The organism is Bradyrhizobium sp. CSS354 (genome assembly GCF_029051725.1).
Lineage (GTDB): Bacteria > Pseudomonadota > Alphaproteobacteria > Rhizobiales > Xanthobacteraceae > Bradyrhizobium.
Window position 1 is genome coordinate 537,673 of sequence record NZ_JAACFU010000006.1, and the last position, 15,874, is coordinate 553,546.

Genomic DNA, 15,874 nt, shown 5'->3' on the forward strand with positions numbered 1-15,874 from the left:
CCGGGACAAGCCCGGCCATGACGAGAGGACAGAGCTACCCCAGACTCCCCGCCAGTTGGGTGGACTGGCGCTTGCATGGTAGACAGGCCTGCATTTTCAACAAAGCTTGAGACCCTCCATGCCCATCGTGAACCGCGTCGCCGACCTTCAACCCGATATTCAGGCCTGGCGCCGGGACATCCACCAGCATCCGGAGCTGCTCTACGACGTCCACCGCACCGCAGCATTCGTCGCAGACCGCCTGCGCGAATTCGGCTGCGATGAGGTCGTGACCGGCATCGGCCAGACCGGCGTGGTCGGCGTGATCAAGGGCAGCAAGCCGGCCGGCGAGGGCCTCAAGACCATCGGCCTGCGCGCCGATATGGATGCGCTCCCGGTCGAGGAGCAGACCAACCTGCCTTACGCTTCGAAGACTCCCGGTAAGATGCACGCCTGCGGCCACGACGGCCACACAGCGATGCTGCTCGGTGCTGCGCGCTATCTCGCCGAGACCCGCAACTTCGCCGGCGATGCGGTGGTGATCTTCCAGCCGGCCGAGGAGGGTGGCGCCGGCGGCTTGGCGATGGTCAAGGACGGATTGATGGAGCGCTTCGGCATCGAGCAGGTCTACGGCATGCACAACGGCCCGGGCATTCCGGTGGGCTCGTTCGCGATCCGGCCGGGTCCGATCATGGCGGCGACCGACGAGGTCGATATCATGATCGAGGGGCTCGGCGGCCATGCCGCGCGACCGCACAAATGTGTCGATTCCGTTCTGGTCGGCGCACAGGTGATCACGGCGCTGCAGTCGATCGTCGCGCGCAGCGTCGATCCGCTGGAATCGGCCGTGATCTCGATCTGCGAGTTCCACGCGGGCAATGCCCGCAACGTGATTCCGCAAACCGCGACACTGAGGGGCACCATCCGCACGCTGTCGCCGGAGGTGCGCAAGCTGGTCGAGAAGCGCGTGCACGAGGTCGTCGCGGGCGTGGCGCAGATCACCGGCGCCAAGATTGATCTGCACTACAAGCGGAATTATCCCGTGGTGAACAACCACGCCGCGGAGACCGAGATTGCGCGTCGCATCGCCGGGCAGGTCGCGGGCGAGGCCAATGTGCTCGAAATGCCGCCGCTGATGGGCGGCGAGGATTTCGCCTATATGCTTGAAGCGCGCCCCGGCGCCTTCATCTTCTGCGGCAACGGCGACAGCGCCGGCCTGCATCACCCCGCCTACAATTTCGATGACGAGGCGATCGTTTACGGCACGTCGTACTGGGTCAAGCTGGTCGAGCAATCGCTCGCGGCATCGTAAGGTCAAGCCGAAAGCACACATGAAAAGAGCCCGTGCACCGCACGGGCCCTTTGTCTTCGAGCGACGTGATAGGCTCAGAAGATCCGCGAGAAGATCACGTACAGCGTACCCGACAATAGGATGGCGACGGGCAAGGTCAGCACCCAGGCCATCACCATGTTCCTGATGGTGGCGACCTGAAGACCCGAACCGTTCGCGGCCATGGTGCCGGCGACGCCGGACGACAGCACGTGGGTGGTCGAGACCGGCAGGCCGAACACGTCGGCGGCGCCGATCGTGGCGGCGGCGACGAGCTCGGCGGAAGCGCCCTGCGCGTAGGTGAGGTGAGTCTTGCCGATCTTCTCACCGACGGTCACGACGATGCGCTTCCAGCCGATCATGGTGCCGAGGCCGAGCGCGATGGCGACCGCGACCTTCACCCAGGTCGGGATGAACTTGGTCGCGCTGTCGAGTCCGCCCTTGTAGGCGTTCAAGGTCGCGACCTCTTGCTTGCTGAGGTCGTTTTCCTTGTCCTTCATCAGGAAGCGGATCGCTTCCGAGGTCAGGTACATGTCGTTGCGGGTGTTGCCGACGACTTCCGCCGGCACCTTGTTCAGCGAACCGTATTTCGCGACCTGCTCGCCGACATCCTTCACCAGCACTGAGAGCGAAGGATAGGTGCCTTCGCTGATGTGATGCGAGGTGACGTACTGCGTCACCGCAGGACGGGGATCGCCGATGATCGCATGGCCCGCGCCCTTGGTCGCAACCACCTTGGAGGCGGCTTCCGAGATCTTCGCGAACTGGGCGACTTGCGACTCCGGCAATGCGCGGTTGAGCGCATAGGCCGTCGGCACGGTACCGATCAGGATCAGCATGATCAGGCCCATGCCCTTCTGGCCGTCGTTCGAACCGTGGGCGAAGCTGACACCGGTGCAGGTCAGGATCAGCAGGCCGCGAATCCAGATCGGCGGAGCTTTGTTACCCTCAGGGGCGGCATAGAGCGCCGGGTTCTTGACGATCAGCTTGAGCAGCAGCAGCAGGCCGGCGGCGCAGACGAAGCCGACCAGCGGCGACAGCAGGAGCGCATAGCCGATCTCCGTGGCCTTGCCCCAGTCCACGCCCGAGGTGCCGTCGCGGCCGCGCATCAGCGCGTTTGCGACGCCGACGCCGATGATCGAGCCGATCAGCGTGTGCGAGGAGGAGGCCGGCAGGCCGAAATACCAGGTGCCGAGGTTCCAAAGGATTGCGGCGATCAGTAGCGCGAACACCATCGCGAAACCGGCGCTGGAGCCGACCTGAAGGATCAACTCGACCGGCAGCAGCGAGACGATGCCGAAGGCCACGGCGCCAGACGAGAGTAGCACGCCGAGGAAGTTGAAGAAGCCCGACCACATCACCGCGACTTCGGCCGGCAGCGAATGGGTGTAGATAACGGTGGCCACCGCGTTGGCGGTGTCGTGGAAGCCGTTGACGAATTCGAAGCCGAGCGCGATCAGGAGCGCGACAAACAAGAGGATGTAGGGCAGGTAGCTCGTGACACGCGTGCCGGTCGCATCGACATCCGAATAGATGCTGTAGGCCACATAGAGCAGGCCCGCGGCGAGGATGCCGAAGAACAGGATCATCGTGAGCGGGTTGAAGCCCTTGTCGAGATTTGGCCGCGAGGCCGGCTGGATCGGCGCGGGATCGGCTACTGCGCGGTCGAATGCTACATCGGTCATGTCAGGACGCCCCTTAACTTTCAGGTAAGGGTATTGTCCGCGATGGATTTGAAGGCTGGATGACAAGCAGCGGTTGAAAGCCGATTTCCGCCGCTATTTACGCCGCCCGCGCGGCTTTCTTCTGCAAACCGGCGACGATCTTCAGGTCTTCGACAAAGCGCTGATATTCCAGCACCTTGGCTTCCGGATCGGGCAACCGTAGCAGATAGGACGGGTGCACCGTCACCAGCGCCTTGTGACCGTCAGGAAGATCGATCAGCCGGCCGCGGGTCTTGCCGATCGGGGTGATCTTGCCGAACACGCTCTGCGCGGCGGTCGCGCCCATCGCTACGATGAGATCGGGCTGGATGACGGAGACTTCCCGCTCATACCACTGTCGGCAGGCCTTTATCTCCGGCGTATTCGGCTTCTGATGCAGGCGGATTTTGCCGCGCGGCACGAATTTGAAGTGTTTCACCGCGTTGGTGACATAGACCTTCTTGCGGTCGACGCCGGCCTCCTGCAGTGCCCGGTCGAGCATCTGGCCGGCCGGACCGACGAAGGGATGGCCGGCGAGGTCTTCCTTGTCGCCGGGCTGTTCGCCGACCAGCATGATATTGGCGGATTTCGGACCTTCGCCGAACACGGTCTGGGTCGCGTCCTTGTAGAGATGGCAGGCGCGGCAGTGGGCGGCCTCCTCGCGGAGCGCTTCGAGATCGTCGGTAGCGGTCTTGCGTTTCATCGGAGCCTCCGGCCGCTTTTGAGGCTTGTGCGGATCGGTTGCGGCATTGGCGATCATGGCGCCGGTCATGCGTTCGGCATCCTCGATCAGAGGCTTAATGATCGAAGCCTCGGGCAGGTTCCTCCAATATTTCTTCGGCATCTCCGTTTGCATCGCCTTCACCTTCAGGCGGGCGGGATTGAAGATGCTGGCGTAGTAGCGCCGCCAGGTTTCCTCCAGCCGGTCTTCGCTCGGCGCCTCGCTCTTGCTGACGCCTGATGTGTACGAGAGCGCGTGGCCATCCCAATGCGCGCACAAATCGGGCGTCAGGATCGACCAGGGCATGTCGGCAAAGCGCTTGGCGAAGAACGGCGCGGCGAGCTCGACGATATGATGCTCCGGCTCGAACCACGCAACGTAGTGTGCTTCGCGTTCCCTGCCGATCTCGCGGAAGCGCACGAAGGCATGCATCTTGTGCTCGTCGCGGTAGATCGCCTTTGCCATGGCCGTGACTTGCGCGACATCGACATCGGTCGCGACCTCGATGAGATCGTGATTGTCCTTCAGCCGATACAACAGGCGATAGAGGATCGCGAAGCGCTCGGGATCGCGATGCAGGATCGCGGCCTTGGCGAGCTCGACGAATTTTGCAGGCACGTTGAAGGTGCCGTCGCCACCGGCCGGCAGCGGAGACGGCGAGGGCGGCGCGAACAGCTCCGCTTCGCCGCCCCGCACGGCCCAGGTGATGTCGGCCGGCTTCACTTGGTGAAGCACGAGGCTACGCGCGGCTTTGCGCCAGCCATCGAAATCGGTTTCGTTCTCGAGGGTGATGTACTGCATCAGAAGCCAAATCCCAGTTGTGTTGCCTTCGGCTTGAACCGTTCGATCAGCCGTGCCTCGTCGAGCCGATGCGGCGTGGGCCGGTGATCGCTTAGGACGATGAACGGCAGCGCCTTGTTGCGGGGCACATGCAGCCGCGCGAGATCGGCGACGCGGATCGTGGTCGTGCGGCGCGCCGCGATGATGCGCTCGACCGCTTTGGTGCCGAAGCCCGGCACGCGCAACAATTCCTCGCGGCTGGCGCGGTTGACGTCGAGCGGGAAGCGGTCGCGGTGGCGCAGCGCCCAGGCGAGTTTTGGATCGATGTCGAGCGGCAGCATCGCGCTGTCGTCGATGATCTCGCCGACGTCGAAGCCGTAGAACCGCATCAGCCAGTCGGCCTGGTAGAGACGGTGCTCGCGCAGCAAGGGCGGCGCGCGCAGAGGCAGCGCGCGGCTGGCGTCGGGGATCGGGCTGAACGCGGAATAATAGACGCGCCTCAGCCTGTATGAACCGTAGAGATTGGCGCTGGTGTGAAGGATGGTGTGGTCGGAGGCCGCGTCGGCGCCGACGATCATCTGCGTGCTTTGGCCAGCCGGCGCGAAGCGCTGCGGCTTGGCTTTCGTCTTCGCGCTGAGGCTTTCCTCGGCCTCGTCCAGCTTCAGCCGCAGCCGGCCCATGGTACGGCGGATCGCGCGCACGTCCTTCTCGGGCGCGAATTGCTGCAGGCTCGTCTCCTGCGGCATCTCGATGTTGATGGAGAGACGGTCGGCATATTTGCCGGCCTCGGAGATCAATGCATCGTCAGCCTCGGGGATCGTCTTGAGATGGATGTAGCCGCGGAAGTGATGCTCCTCCCGTAGTTTGCGCGCGACGCTCACCACCTGCTCCATGGTGTAGTCGGGGTTGCGGATGATGCCGGAGGAGAGAAACAGCCCTTCGATGTAATTGCGCCGGTAGAAGTCGAGCGTCAGCTTGACCACTTCGTCGATGGTGAAGCGGGCACGCGGCACGTTGGAGGAGGCCCTGTTGACGCAATAGAGGCAGTCGTAATTGCAGGCGTTGGTCAGCAGCACCTTGAGCAGCGAGATACATCGGCCGTCCGGCGCGTAGGAATGGCAGATGCCCATGCCGGGCGCGGTCGAGCCCATGCCCTTGCCGTCGCTGGAATCCCGCCGCTCGGTGCCGCTGGAGGCGCAGGACGCGTCGTACTTGGCGGCGTCTGCCAGGATTTCCAGCTTGCGTTGCACGTCCATATTGGAATCCCTTTGATTCAGCTCATGAATCCCGAGGCCTGCCAATTCGATTGACTCCCGGGGCGTCGTTAGCTTTATATTAGAACATATCATGAACAAATGAGCTAGCCGCTGGTTCTCTTTTTGAGAGCCACCGGCAATCACCCTTGAGGAGCGGCGTATATGAGCGGCGCACGAACAAGCGCGCTTGCAGCCTTGCGCGGCCAGATCGAGCGCATCGAGACGGCGGAGGTCGTGCATAATCGCGACCGTGTCGCGCTCGGCCATAGCGAAGTGGACAGCGCGCTGAAGGGCGGGCTCGCGCGCGCGGCAATCCACGAGGTGTTTTGCGAGGGACGTCAGGGCGCCGCCGCGACGGGCTTTGTCACGGGACTTGCGGGGCGCGTGACGGCGCGCAAGCCGCTGCTGTGGGTGCGGCAGGATTTTTCAGAGATTGAAGCCGGCGCGCTGTCGATGAGCGGGCTCGCCGAGATCGGCCTCGATCCGCGCCGGATGGTGATGGTGCGCGCCGCCGACGTGGAGAGTGCACTACGGACTTCGGCAGATGCGCTCGCCTGCGACGCGCTGGGTGCGGTCGTGCTCGAGCTCTGGGGTGAGACCAGGCAGTTCGATCTCGTGGCGAGCCGCAAGCTGACGCTGGCTGCGCAATCTTCCGGTGTCACCGGTTTGCTGCTGCGGATGGCCGCGCAACCCTTGCCCTCGACCGCCGAGACCAGATGGATGCTTCGCGCGGCGCATTCGCCGCCGGGCGCGATGTGGAGTGCCTGGGGGGCGCCGCGCTTCGATGCCGAGCTCCTGCGCAATCGTCACGGCCCGTGCGGCCGGTGGATCATGGAATGGAAATGTGATGAGTGCCAGTTCTCTGAATCGTCGGCGTATCCTCAGCCTGTGGCTGCCGCGCCTGCCCATCGATCGGATCCAGCGGTTCTTCGGCAACGTCGGGCTGGGTAGAACCAATGATCCGAGCATTGTCGTCATCAAGGACAGCAACGCGCTGGTGATCCATGCGCTGGACGAGGCGGCCGAGCGCCTCGGTCTGTATGTCGGCCAGCCCCTGGCCAATGCCCGGGCGATGTGTCCGGATCTAAAGGTGTTCGACGCCGATGCCGTGGCCGATGCCAAGACGATCAGCGACATCGCCGACTGGTGCGACCGCTTCACGCCGCTGGTGGCGCTCGATCCGCCGCACGGGCTGTTCCTCGACATCACCGGCTGCGCGCATCTGTTCGGCGGCGAGGCTGCGCTGTTGCCAACCCTTGTCCGTGCCCTCGATCGCCAGGGCTTTGCCGTCAGCGCGGCGATCGCCGGCACCTCGGTCTGCGCGCGCACGCTGACGCGGCAATCTTCAGGGACCATCGTTGCCGATGGCGGGGAGGCGGCGGCAATCAGCCGGTTTCCAGTGTCCGCGCTTGGTGCGGGAGAGGCCATCAGCACCGGTCTGCGCCGCGCCGGCCTGAAGACCATCGGCGATGTCGCCTCGCGAACGCCGAGCGAAATCACGGCGCGGTTCGGCGCACGGTTCTCCACGCTGCTCGCGCATGCGCTGGGGCAGGGCGATGCGCCAATCAATCCACGAAAGCCGCTGCCCGATTACATCGTGGAGAAACGCTTTGCCGAGCCGATCGCGACCGACACCATGATCGCGATGACGCTGTCGCGCCTGGCGGACACGTTGATCGCGTCGATGGAGAAGCAGGGCAAGGGCGCGCGACGGCTGGAGGCCGCCTTCTTCCGTACCGACGGCGCGGTGCGTGCCATCATGGTCGAGACCGGACGTCCCGTGACGCAAAGCAAAGTCGTCGACCGGCTGTTCCGCGAGCGCCTCGATGCGCTCGCCGATCCCCTCGATCCCGGCTTCGGCTTCGACATGGTTCGGCTGTCGGCAAGCCGCACCGAGATCGTGGTGCAGGAGCAGCGCGATCTCGACGCCCACGTCCACGACAATGATGAGCTTGCCGCGCTGATCGACCGCATCGCCGCGCGCATCGGCGGAAAGCGCGTCGTCGTGCATCTGCCTGAGGATACCCATATCCCCGAATGTGCGGTGCTGGCCGCGCCTGCCCAGCATCATCTCGCCGTGGCGATGCAGGCCGAATGGCCCGCGCGCACCGAGACCGAGCCGCCATTGCGTCCGTTGCGGCTGTTCGACAAGCCTGAGCCGATCAATGTGCCGTTCGCGACCGTGCCCGACGGGCCGCCGCATCAATTCACCTGGCGCCGCGCGCAGCATGCGGTGGTGCGGGTGGAAGGCCCCGAGCGCATCGCCATGGAATGGTGGCGGCAGGACGGCAAGCAACTGACGCGGGACTATTTCCGTATCGAGGATGCCGAGGGCCTTCGCTTCTGGATCTTTCGCGACGGTCTTTACGAGGGGGAGTGCTTCGACCGCGACGGCAAGCCCGTTCCTCCCGGTTGGTATGTGCACGGTCTCTTCGCATGAACACGCCCGCCTATGCCGAGATCGGCATCACCACGAATTTCTCCTTCCTGCGCGGCGGCTCGGATCCGCGCGCCTATGTGCATCAGGCCGGCAAACTCGGCATTCCCGTGATCGGCATCGCCGATCACAACACGCTCGCCGGCGTGGTGCGGGCCTACAAGGAGCTCGACAATGACGAGGTGCTGCACAAGCCAAAACTGCTGATCGGCACGCGCATCGTCTTCATCGATGGTACGCCCGATATTCTGGTCTATCCGCGCGACCGCGCCGCCTATGGCCGGCTGTGTCAGCTTCTCACCAGGGGCAAGCGCGGCGACGACATCACGCGGATCGCGAAGGGCGAATGCCATCTCACCTTCGCCGACCTCCTTGCGTTTTCCGAAGGCCAGCTCCTGATCCTGACGCTGCCGCATCGTCTCGATGCGGCGCAAGCGCAGGACATCCTCGCCAGGCTGAAGGCAAGTCGCGCCGAGGGCGTGTGGCTGGCGGCAAGCCTGATCTATCGCGGCGACGACCGCCGCCGCCTCGCGCAGCTCGATGGTCTCGCCGCAAAAGCAAAAGTGCCGCTGCTGGCGACCAACGAGGTGCTCTATCACCATCCCGCGCGCCGTCCCCTCCAGGACGTGCTGACCTGCATCCGGGAGAAAACCACGATCGAGGCGGTCGGCCGGAAGCTGGAAGCCAATGCAGAGCGGTTTCTGAAGACGCCCAGGGAGATGGCGCGGCTGTTCCGCGATTTTCCCGAGGCTATCGCGGAGACCATGCGCTTTGCGGACAAGATCACCTTCTCGCTCGATCAGCTCAAATACCAGTATCCGGATGAGCCGGTGCCGCCGGGGAAGACCGCGCAGGGGCATCTGGAGGATCTGACCTGGGCCGGTGTCGACAAATATTTCGGCGGCAAGATCGACGACAAGCTGCGCGCCACCCTGAAGAAAGAACTCGCGTTGATCGCCGAGCTGAAATACGCGCATTACTTCCTCACCGTGCACGACATCGTGCATTACGCCCGCAGCCAGAACATTTTGTGCCAGGGGCGGGGATCGGCGGCGAATTCGGCGGTCTGCTACGTACTGGGCATCACATCGGTCGACCCGACCAAGGTCGATCTGCTGTTCGAGCGCTTCATCTCCAAGGAGCGGCTGGAGCCGCCCGATATCGACGTCGATTTCGAGCATTCGCGACGCGAGGAGGTGATGCAATATGTCTACCGTCGTTACGGCCGCCATCGCGCCGCGATCATCGCCACCGTCATTCATTATCGCCCGCGCAGCGCCATCCGCGACGTCGGCAAGGCGCTGGGCCTGACCGAGGACGTCACCGCCGCACTCGCCGACACCGTCTGGGGAAGCTGGGGCAAGGGCCTCAACGACATGCAGGTCAGGCAGGCCGGCCTCGATCCGCAAAATTCCATGATCAACCTCGCGGTCGAACTCGCGACCGAGCTGATCGAATTCCCGCGTCATCTGTCCCAGCATGTCGGCGGCTATGTGCTCACGCAAGACCGGCTCGACACCTATGTGCCGATCGGCAATGCCGCGATGGATGATCGCACCTTCATCGAATGGGACAAGGACGATGTCGACGCGCTCAGCATGATGAAGGTCGACGTGCTCGCGCTGGGCATGCTGACCTGCATCCGCAAGTGCTTTGATCTGATCGAACAGCACAAGGGCGAACGCTGGATGCTGGCGAGCGTCCCGCAGGACGATCCCAAGGTTTACGACATGCTGTGTGAAGGGGAATCGCTCGGCGTGTTCCAGGTCGAGAGCCGCGCGCAGATGAACATGCTGCCGCGCCTGAAGCCACGGACCTTCTACGATCTCGTGATCGAAGTCGCGATCGTGCGGCCGGGGCCGATCCAGGGCGACATGGTGCATCCCTATTTGCGACGGCGGAACGGCTTGGAAAAAGTGAACTATCCATCGCCGTCACCGGAGCATGGCGACAAGGACGAGCTTTACAGAGTGCTGCACAAGACACTCGGCGTGCCCTTGTTCCAGGAACAGGCTATGCGGATCGCGATCGAAGCCGCGAAGTTCACGGCCGAGGAGGCCAACGGCCTGCGCCGTGCGATGGCGACGTTCCGCAATGTCGGCACCATCGGCAAGTTCGAAGACAAGATGATCGGCAACATGATCGCGCGCGGCTATGCGCCTGATTTTGCCAGAAACTGTTTCGAACAGATCAAGGGTTTTGGCAGTTACGGCTTTCCGGAGAGCCATGCCGCAAGCTTCGCGCAGCTTGTCTACATCTCCTCATGGCTGAAGCATTATCACCCTGATGCATTCTGCTGCGGCCTCCTGAACTCGCAGCCGATGGGCTTTTACGCCCCGGCGCAGATCGTCAGCGACGCTCGCAAGAACGGCGTCGAGGTGCGCGATATCGATGTGTCCTACAGCTTTGCGCAGAACACGCTTGAAGAAGGAAGTGGCAAATATTGCGCCGTGCGACTGGGCTTCCGCCAGATCGACGGTTTTCATTGGCTCGATGAGGATGAGGAAAGGCTGAAAAGAGGCGCGCCTCGGAATGAAAATGTGGAGAGAGCGCCCGACTGGGCCGACCGCATCGTCGTCGCCCGCAACCGCCGGCCCTTCACCTCTCTGGAAGACTTCGCGCGCGACACCGGACTGCCCAAGCGCGCGCTGATCCTGCTCGCCGATGCCGACGCGTTCCGTTCGCTCGGGCTCGACCGCCGCGAGGCGCTGTGGCAGGTGCGGCGCCTGCCCGATGATGTGCCGCTGCCGCTGTTCGAGGTGGCCACCGCACGCGAGCAGCCGGACGAGCAAGCCAGGCCGTTGCCGGTGATGCCGCGCGCCGAACAGGTGGTCGCGGACTACCAGACCATTCGCCTTTCACTCAAGGGCCATCCGATGGAATTTTTGCGCGAGATGTTTACGCGCGAGCGCATCGTCGCCTGCAAGGACATCAATCATGACAACGAGCGGCGCCGCGTCCGCTGTGCCGGCGTCGTGCTGGTACGGCAGCGGCCGGGCAGCGCCAGCGGCGTCGTGTTCATGACACTGGAGGACGAAACCGGCATCGCCAATGTCGTGGTATGGCCGAAAATCATGGAGCAGTACCGGAAAGAGGTGATGGGCGCGCGCCTCATCCTGGTCGAGGGCTATATCCAGAGCAGCCCCGAAAAGGTGACGCACCTCATTGCCCAGCGCATGGTCGACCGTTCGCACGATCTGGTCGGCCTCGCCAACGACGCCCTCGGCCGCAAGCATCCGGTGCCGGCAGGCGCCGCCCCGATCGAACCGCTCAACGACGATCCCCGCGCCCACCCGGATGCGCCCGCGCAAAAACTTCGCCACCCCCGCAACGTCCGCATCCTGCCGCCGTCGCGGGATTTTCATTGAGGGTGTGGGCCGCGCCCCTCTCGCACCGTCACCCTGAGGTGGCCGCTTCTTCAGCGGCCCTCGAAGGGCGACGGCCCGGCTGCATCCGGGCCGTTCATCCTTCGAGGCTCTTCTTGCGATGCTTTGCATCGCAAGCTTCGCACCTCAGGATGACGAAACTGGCAGGGACGCGCGTGCCCGCCTCAAAAATTCACCCGGTTCGAGATCGCGCCGTCCACCACCAGATTGGAGCCCGTGGTGAACCCCGACACCGGGCTCGCCAGAAACACCGCTGCGCTCGCGATTTCCTGCGGCGTCGCCATGCGGCCGGTGGGGTTACGCTTCATCGCATCATTGTAGCGCTCGGGCATGTTCTGCTCGATCATCTCCCAGACACCGCCCTTGAAATAGACCGTGCCGGGCGAGACCACGTTGACGCGGATCTTCTTCTTCGCATATTGCCGCGCCAGTCCCTTGGCCATGTGGATCAACGCCGCCTTGATCGGGCCGTAGGAGCTCGCCGTGTCCGCTTGCGCCGCGGAGATCGATGAGATGATCACGAAGGCGGCGTCGCCACCCTTGTCGCCGCTGGCCTCGAGGAACGGCCGCGCGGCGTCGAACGCATGCACCGCGCCGAGCAGGTCGAGCCGAAAATTCTGCTCCCACGATGCGGCATCATGGCCCTGCGCCATCGCGCCCGCATTGGAGAACAGCATGTCGATGCCGCCAAGCTCCTTTGCCGCGCCCTCGATCCAGGATTTCAGCGCCGCGCCGTCGGTGACATCGACCGGGCCGCCGGTCGCGCGGATCCCGCTGGCCTTCAACTCCGTAACGGTGGCGGCAACCTGATTGGCGTTGCGTGCACATACCGCGACATTGCTGCCTTCGCCGGCCAGCGTCACCGCAATCGCCCGCCCGATGCCGCGCGTGCCGCCGAGCACGACGGCGTTCTTGCCTTTGAGACCGAGATCCATTGTTGGTTTTCCTTCTTGTTGGTCGCAGCGAGTGTAGCTGTTTCGAGGGACGCCCAAAAGCCTCCACATCGTCATTGCGAAAAGCTCTTGCGACGAAGCAATCCAGACTGTCACCGCGGAAAGACTCTGGATTGCTTCGCTTCGCTCGCAATGACGGTGTGGAAGCAGCGGCCCTCACTCCGGTGCCGCGCCCACCGGCGGGCCGCCGGGCGGGCGGTGCAGGAATGTCAGTGAGGCGTAGGCGCCGGCCCAGGAGCCGATCGCCGCGAAAGCCACATAGAACGCGTTTTCGGTGTAGCTGATCACCGCATAGGACGAGAGCATGTACCAGACCGCGCTCCAGTTCGCCGCAGGCACGCGCTTGCGCGCGATCACGGCCGAGGTGAACATGACATAGACCGCGTCGGTGGCCGCCGTTGCGATGAACACGGCGCCTGCAGTGAGAGGATCGATGGCGGCCATTGCATGTCCTTGTGTGCTAATGCGATGGTCGCAAACTAGAGGGAGAGAAGGGTCATGCAAAGCCCCGCCGAGATTCTCAGTGGCATCTGGACCTCCGCCGGCGGTGACGCCGCCGCGCTTGCGCGCGTGCGGTTGATGGGCGAGGAGCCGCAAATCCCGTCTTCGTTTCGCGTCGCAATTGCCGGCCAGACGACGATAGCAGCCGCCGGCCTCGCCGCCGCCGAAATCTGGAGATTGCGCGGCGGCGAGGCGCAGGACGTTAGCGTTGACCTGCGCCATGCCGTCGCCGAATGCCGCTCCGAGCGCTACTTGCGCGTCGACGACAAGCCGCCGCCGCCCGCCTGGGACGCCATCGCCGGCGTCTACAGAACCGGCGACAACCGCTTCGTCCGCTGCCACACCAATTTCCCGCATCATCGCGACGCCGTCTGCAAGGTGCTCGGCTGCGAGCCCGAGCGCGAGAAGGTGCAGGCCGCGCTGATGCAATGGAAGGGCGAGGATTTCGAGACCGCGGCCTACGCAGCGGGCGGCGTCGTTGCGCTGATGCGCTCCTACGACGAATGGTCGGCGCTGCCGCAGGCCCGCGCGCTCGCCGAATTGCCGCTGGTCTCGATCGAGAAGATCGGCGAGGCCCCGCCGAAGCCATGGCCGCAACGACTGCCACAAGGCGATCGCCCGCTCGCGGGCCTGCGCGTGCTCGACCTCTCTCGCGTTATCGCGGGCCCCGTCGCCGGTCGCACGCTCGCCGCGCACGGCGCGGATGTGCTGCTCGTGTCGGGCCCCGCGCTGCCGGCGATTCCGTGGCTAACCATCGACACCGGCCGCGGCAAGCTCACCACCTTCATCGAGCTAAAGAGCGAGGCCGGGCGTACGCAGTTGCGTGAGCTCTTGAGAGACGCCGATATCTTCTCGCAAGGCTATCGCCCGCGCGCGCTCGCCGCTCTCGGCTTTACGCCGGAGGACGCAGCGACAATTAATCCCGGCATCGTCTACGTAACGCTATCGGCCTATGGCCATGCCGGTCCCTGGGCGGAACGGCGCGGCTTCGATTCGCTGGTGCAGACCACGACGGGCTTCAACCATGCTGAGGGAGAGGCCGCCGGCATCGATGGACCGAAGGAATTGCCGGCGCAGATGCTCGACCACGCCACCGGCTATCTGATGGCGTTCGGCGCGATGATGGCCAAGGCCCGCCAGGTCCGCGAAGGCGGCAGCTGGCACGTGCGTGTGTCGCTAGCCCAGACCGGGCGCTGGCTGTGGAATCTCGGACGGCTCGAAAATGGCCTGAACACCCCGGATATTACGGGCGAGGCCGTACATGCTGCATTCATCGAGAGCATGCCATCTGGCTTCGGCACGTTGAAGGCGGTGCGCCATTCAGCGCTGCTGTCGAAGACGCCGGCGCAATGGAGCCGTCCGGCGATGCCGCTCGGCAGTCATCCGGCAGAGTGGCCGGTGACAAGCTGACGTGAAGCTGACACGTCGCAAATTTTTAACGCAAACGGAAAGGCGCCCGGCGTTTTTTAGGTTGTTTGAAATTACAATTCGGCACTATTAGCGCGACCGATGAGGCAGGCATCCGCCGGTATCATCGCAGACATGACCGGGCCCCATGGTAGTTGAAAATACCAAGCGATTGCAGGTGCTTACAAAACAACGGGTGATTACATCCGTAATTTTACTAGCTCTTGCCGGTGCCGGGGCCTACGGCTTCCTCCATACTGGAGCCAAGGAGAAGAACCACTCCGAGATCTCCAGCCAGTCGCGCAGGAATGCGCAGAACTTCACGCCGACGCCGTCGGAATGGGCGACGCTGACGATCGAGCCGGTCAAGGCCAAGACCTTCCGCGCCGAGTATGTCACCGAGGGCAAGGTCGCAGTCGACGAGGACCGTTCGACGCCGGTGTTTTCGCCCTATGCGGGGCGGGTGACCAAGCTGCTCGCCAAGCCCGGCGAGGTGCTGAAGCAAGGTCAACCGCTGTTCACAATCGAGGCCGCCGACACCGTGCAGGCCCAGAACGATTTCATTGCGGCGATGAGCTCGCAGAACAAGGCAAAGTCGGCGATCGATCTTGCCGACATCCAGTTCAAGCGCGCCAAGGACCTCTATGAGGGCCATGCCATCCCCCTGAAGGACTATCAGCAGGCGGAAGCGACCCAGGTTCAGGCGCAGAACGACATGCGCTCCTCGATGACGGCGCTGGAAGCCGCGCGCAACAAGCTGCGGATTCTCGGCTTCACTGATGAGACTATCAAGGCCTTCCAGGACAAGGGCGTCATCAATCCGGAAGTCACGATCTATTCGCCGATCGCGGGCACGGTCGTGCAGCGTAAGATCGGCCCCGGCCAGTACGTCAATTCCGGCGCCAGCGATCCGGTCTTCGTGGTCGGCGATCTCTCCACGGTCTGGCTCACCGCCTTCGTGCGCGAGAGCGATGCGGCTGCCGTGTGCATCGGACAGGACATCGCCGTCAACGTCATGGCGCTGCCGGGCCGCCCCTTGACCGCCAAGGTCAACTACGTCGCCGCCGCGATCGATCCGAACACCCGCCGCCTACTGGTCCGCGCCACCATCGACAACAAGGACGGCCTGCTGAAGCCCGAGATGTTCGCCAACGTCACGATCTATTCGTCCGGCGACCGCGCCGCTCCGGCGGTACCGAAGCAGGCCTTGATCTACGAAGCCGACAAGGTCCGCCTCTGGGTCGCACGCGAGGACAAGTCGGTCGAGCTGCGCGAGATCAAGATCGGTCTCATCAATGGCAATCTCGTCGAGGTCACCAGTAATCTGAAGCCCGGCGAGCAGGTGGTCACCAAAGGCAGCCTGTTCATCGACCGCGCGGCGTCCGGCAGCTGATCGACTGGCCGGAAAAAAGACAAGCTGA

At 64.0% G+C, this 15,874-nt stretch carries 11 protein-coding genes; 6 read left to right on the plus strand and 5 right to left on the minus strand.

Features of this window, described 5'->3' with window-relative positions; all coding sequences use genetic code 11:
- The first annotated feature begins 118 nt into the window (after positions 1 to 118).
- The gene (locus GWG67_RS18130) at positions 119 to 1,291 is read left to right on the plus strand and encodes a M20 aminoacylase family protein (protein ID WP_275170620.1); all 1,173 of its coding nucleotides are present in this window, start codon (positions 119 to 121) and stop codon (positions 1,289 to 1,291) included.
- 74 nt (positions 1,292 to 1,365) lie between these two features.
- On the opposite strand, the gene GWG67_RS18135 is transcribed toward GWG67_RS18130, so the two are convergent.
- From GWG67_RS18135 to GWG67_RS18145, 3 genes are all read right to left on the minus strand, one after another.
- A complete protein-coding gene (locus GWG67_RS18135) occupies positions 1,366 to 2,994 on the minus strand; it encodes an inorganic phosphate transporter (protein ID WP_275170622.1) in 1,629 nt (542 codons plus the stop codon).
- 97 nt (positions 2,995 to 3,091) lie between these two features.
- A complete protein-coding gene (locus GWG67_RS18140; protein ID WP_275170623.1) occupies positions 3,092 to 4,534 on the minus strand; it encodes a UdgX family uracil-DNA binding protein in 1,443 nt (480 codons plus the stop codon).
- Positions 4,534 to 5,769: a putative DNA modification/repair radical SAM protein gene (locus GWG67_RS18145; protein WP_275170625.1), complete on the minus strand. Its 1,236-nt coding sequence runs from the start codon at positions 5,767 to 5,769 to the stop codon at positions 4,534 to 4,536. The genes GWG67_RS18140 and GWG67_RS18145 overlap by 1 nt, the downstream gene beginning before the upstream one ends.
- Positions 5,770 to 5,931: 162 nt before the next feature.
- Between GWG67_RS18145 and GWG67_RS18150 the strand changes: the two genes are divergently transcribed.
- Genes GWG67_RS18150 through GWG67_RS18160 form a run of 3 tightly spaced genes read left to right on the plus strand, consistent with a single transcriptional unit; the run spans position 5,932 to position 11,574 of the window.
- Positions 5,932 to 6,720 (plus strand): ImuA family protein, encoded by a 789-nt coding sequence (locus GWG67_RS18150; RefSeq protein ID WP_275170626.1) that lies wholly within the window; start codon positions 5,932 to 5,934, stop codon positions 6,718 to 6,720.
- Positions 6,617 to 8,209, plus strand: a complete 1,593-nt coding sequence (locus GWG67_RS18155; protein ID WP_275170627.1) for a DNA polymerase Y family protein — start codon at positions 6,617 to 6,619, stop codon at positions 8,207 to 8,209. The genes GWG67_RS18150 and GWG67_RS18155 overlap by 104 nt, the downstream gene beginning before the upstream one ends.
- Entirely contained in the window at positions 8,206 to 11,574 is a 3,369-nt protein-coding gene (locus tag GWG67_RS18160; RefSeq protein WP_275170629.1) for an error-prone DNA polymerase, read from the plus strand. The genes GWG67_RS18155 and GWG67_RS18160 overlap by 4 nt, the downstream gene beginning before the upstream one ends.
- A 182-nt stretch (positions 11,575 to 11,756) precedes the next feature.
- Here the strand turns inward: GWG67_RS18160 and GWG67_RS18165 are convergent, their stop codons facing one another.
- Together GWG67_RS18165 and GWG67_RS18170 are read right to left on the minus strand one after the other, a co-directional pair.
- Complete coding sequence (locus GWG67_RS18165; RefSeq protein ID WP_275170630.1) at positions 11,757 to 12,527, minus strand: SDR family NAD(P)-dependent oxidoreductase; 771 nt, start codon at positions 12,525 to 12,527, stop codon at positions 11,757 to 11,759.
- Positions 12,528 to 12,701: 174 nt separating this feature from the next.
- Positions 12,702 to 12,989: a hypothetical protein gene (locus GWG67_RS18170; RefSeq protein WP_092024185.1), complete on the minus strand. Its 288-nt coding sequence runs from the start codon at positions 12,987 to 12,989 to the stop codon at positions 12,702 to 12,704.
- Positions 12,990 to 13,043: 54 nt separating this feature from the next.
- Here GWG67_RS18170 and GWG67_RS18175 point away from each other — a divergent pair, with 54 nt between their 5' ends.
- Together GWG67_RS18175 and GWG67_RS18180 are read left to right on the plus strand one after the other, a co-directional pair.
- Positions 13,044 to 14,456: a CoA transferase gene (locus GWG67_RS18175; protein WP_275170631.1), complete on the plus strand. Its 1,413-nt coding sequence runs from the start codon at positions 13,044 to 13,046 to the stop codon at positions 14,454 to 14,456.
- Between the two features lie 145 nt (positions 14,457 to 14,601).
- Positions 14,602 to 15,846: an efflux RND transporter periplasmic adaptor subunit gene (locus GWG67_RS18180; RefSeq protein WP_275170632.1), complete on the plus strand. Its 1,245-nt coding sequence runs from the start codon at positions 14,602 to 14,604 to the stop codon at positions 15,844 to 15,846.
- The last annotated feature ends 28 nt before the right edge of the window (positions 15,847 to 15,874 follow it).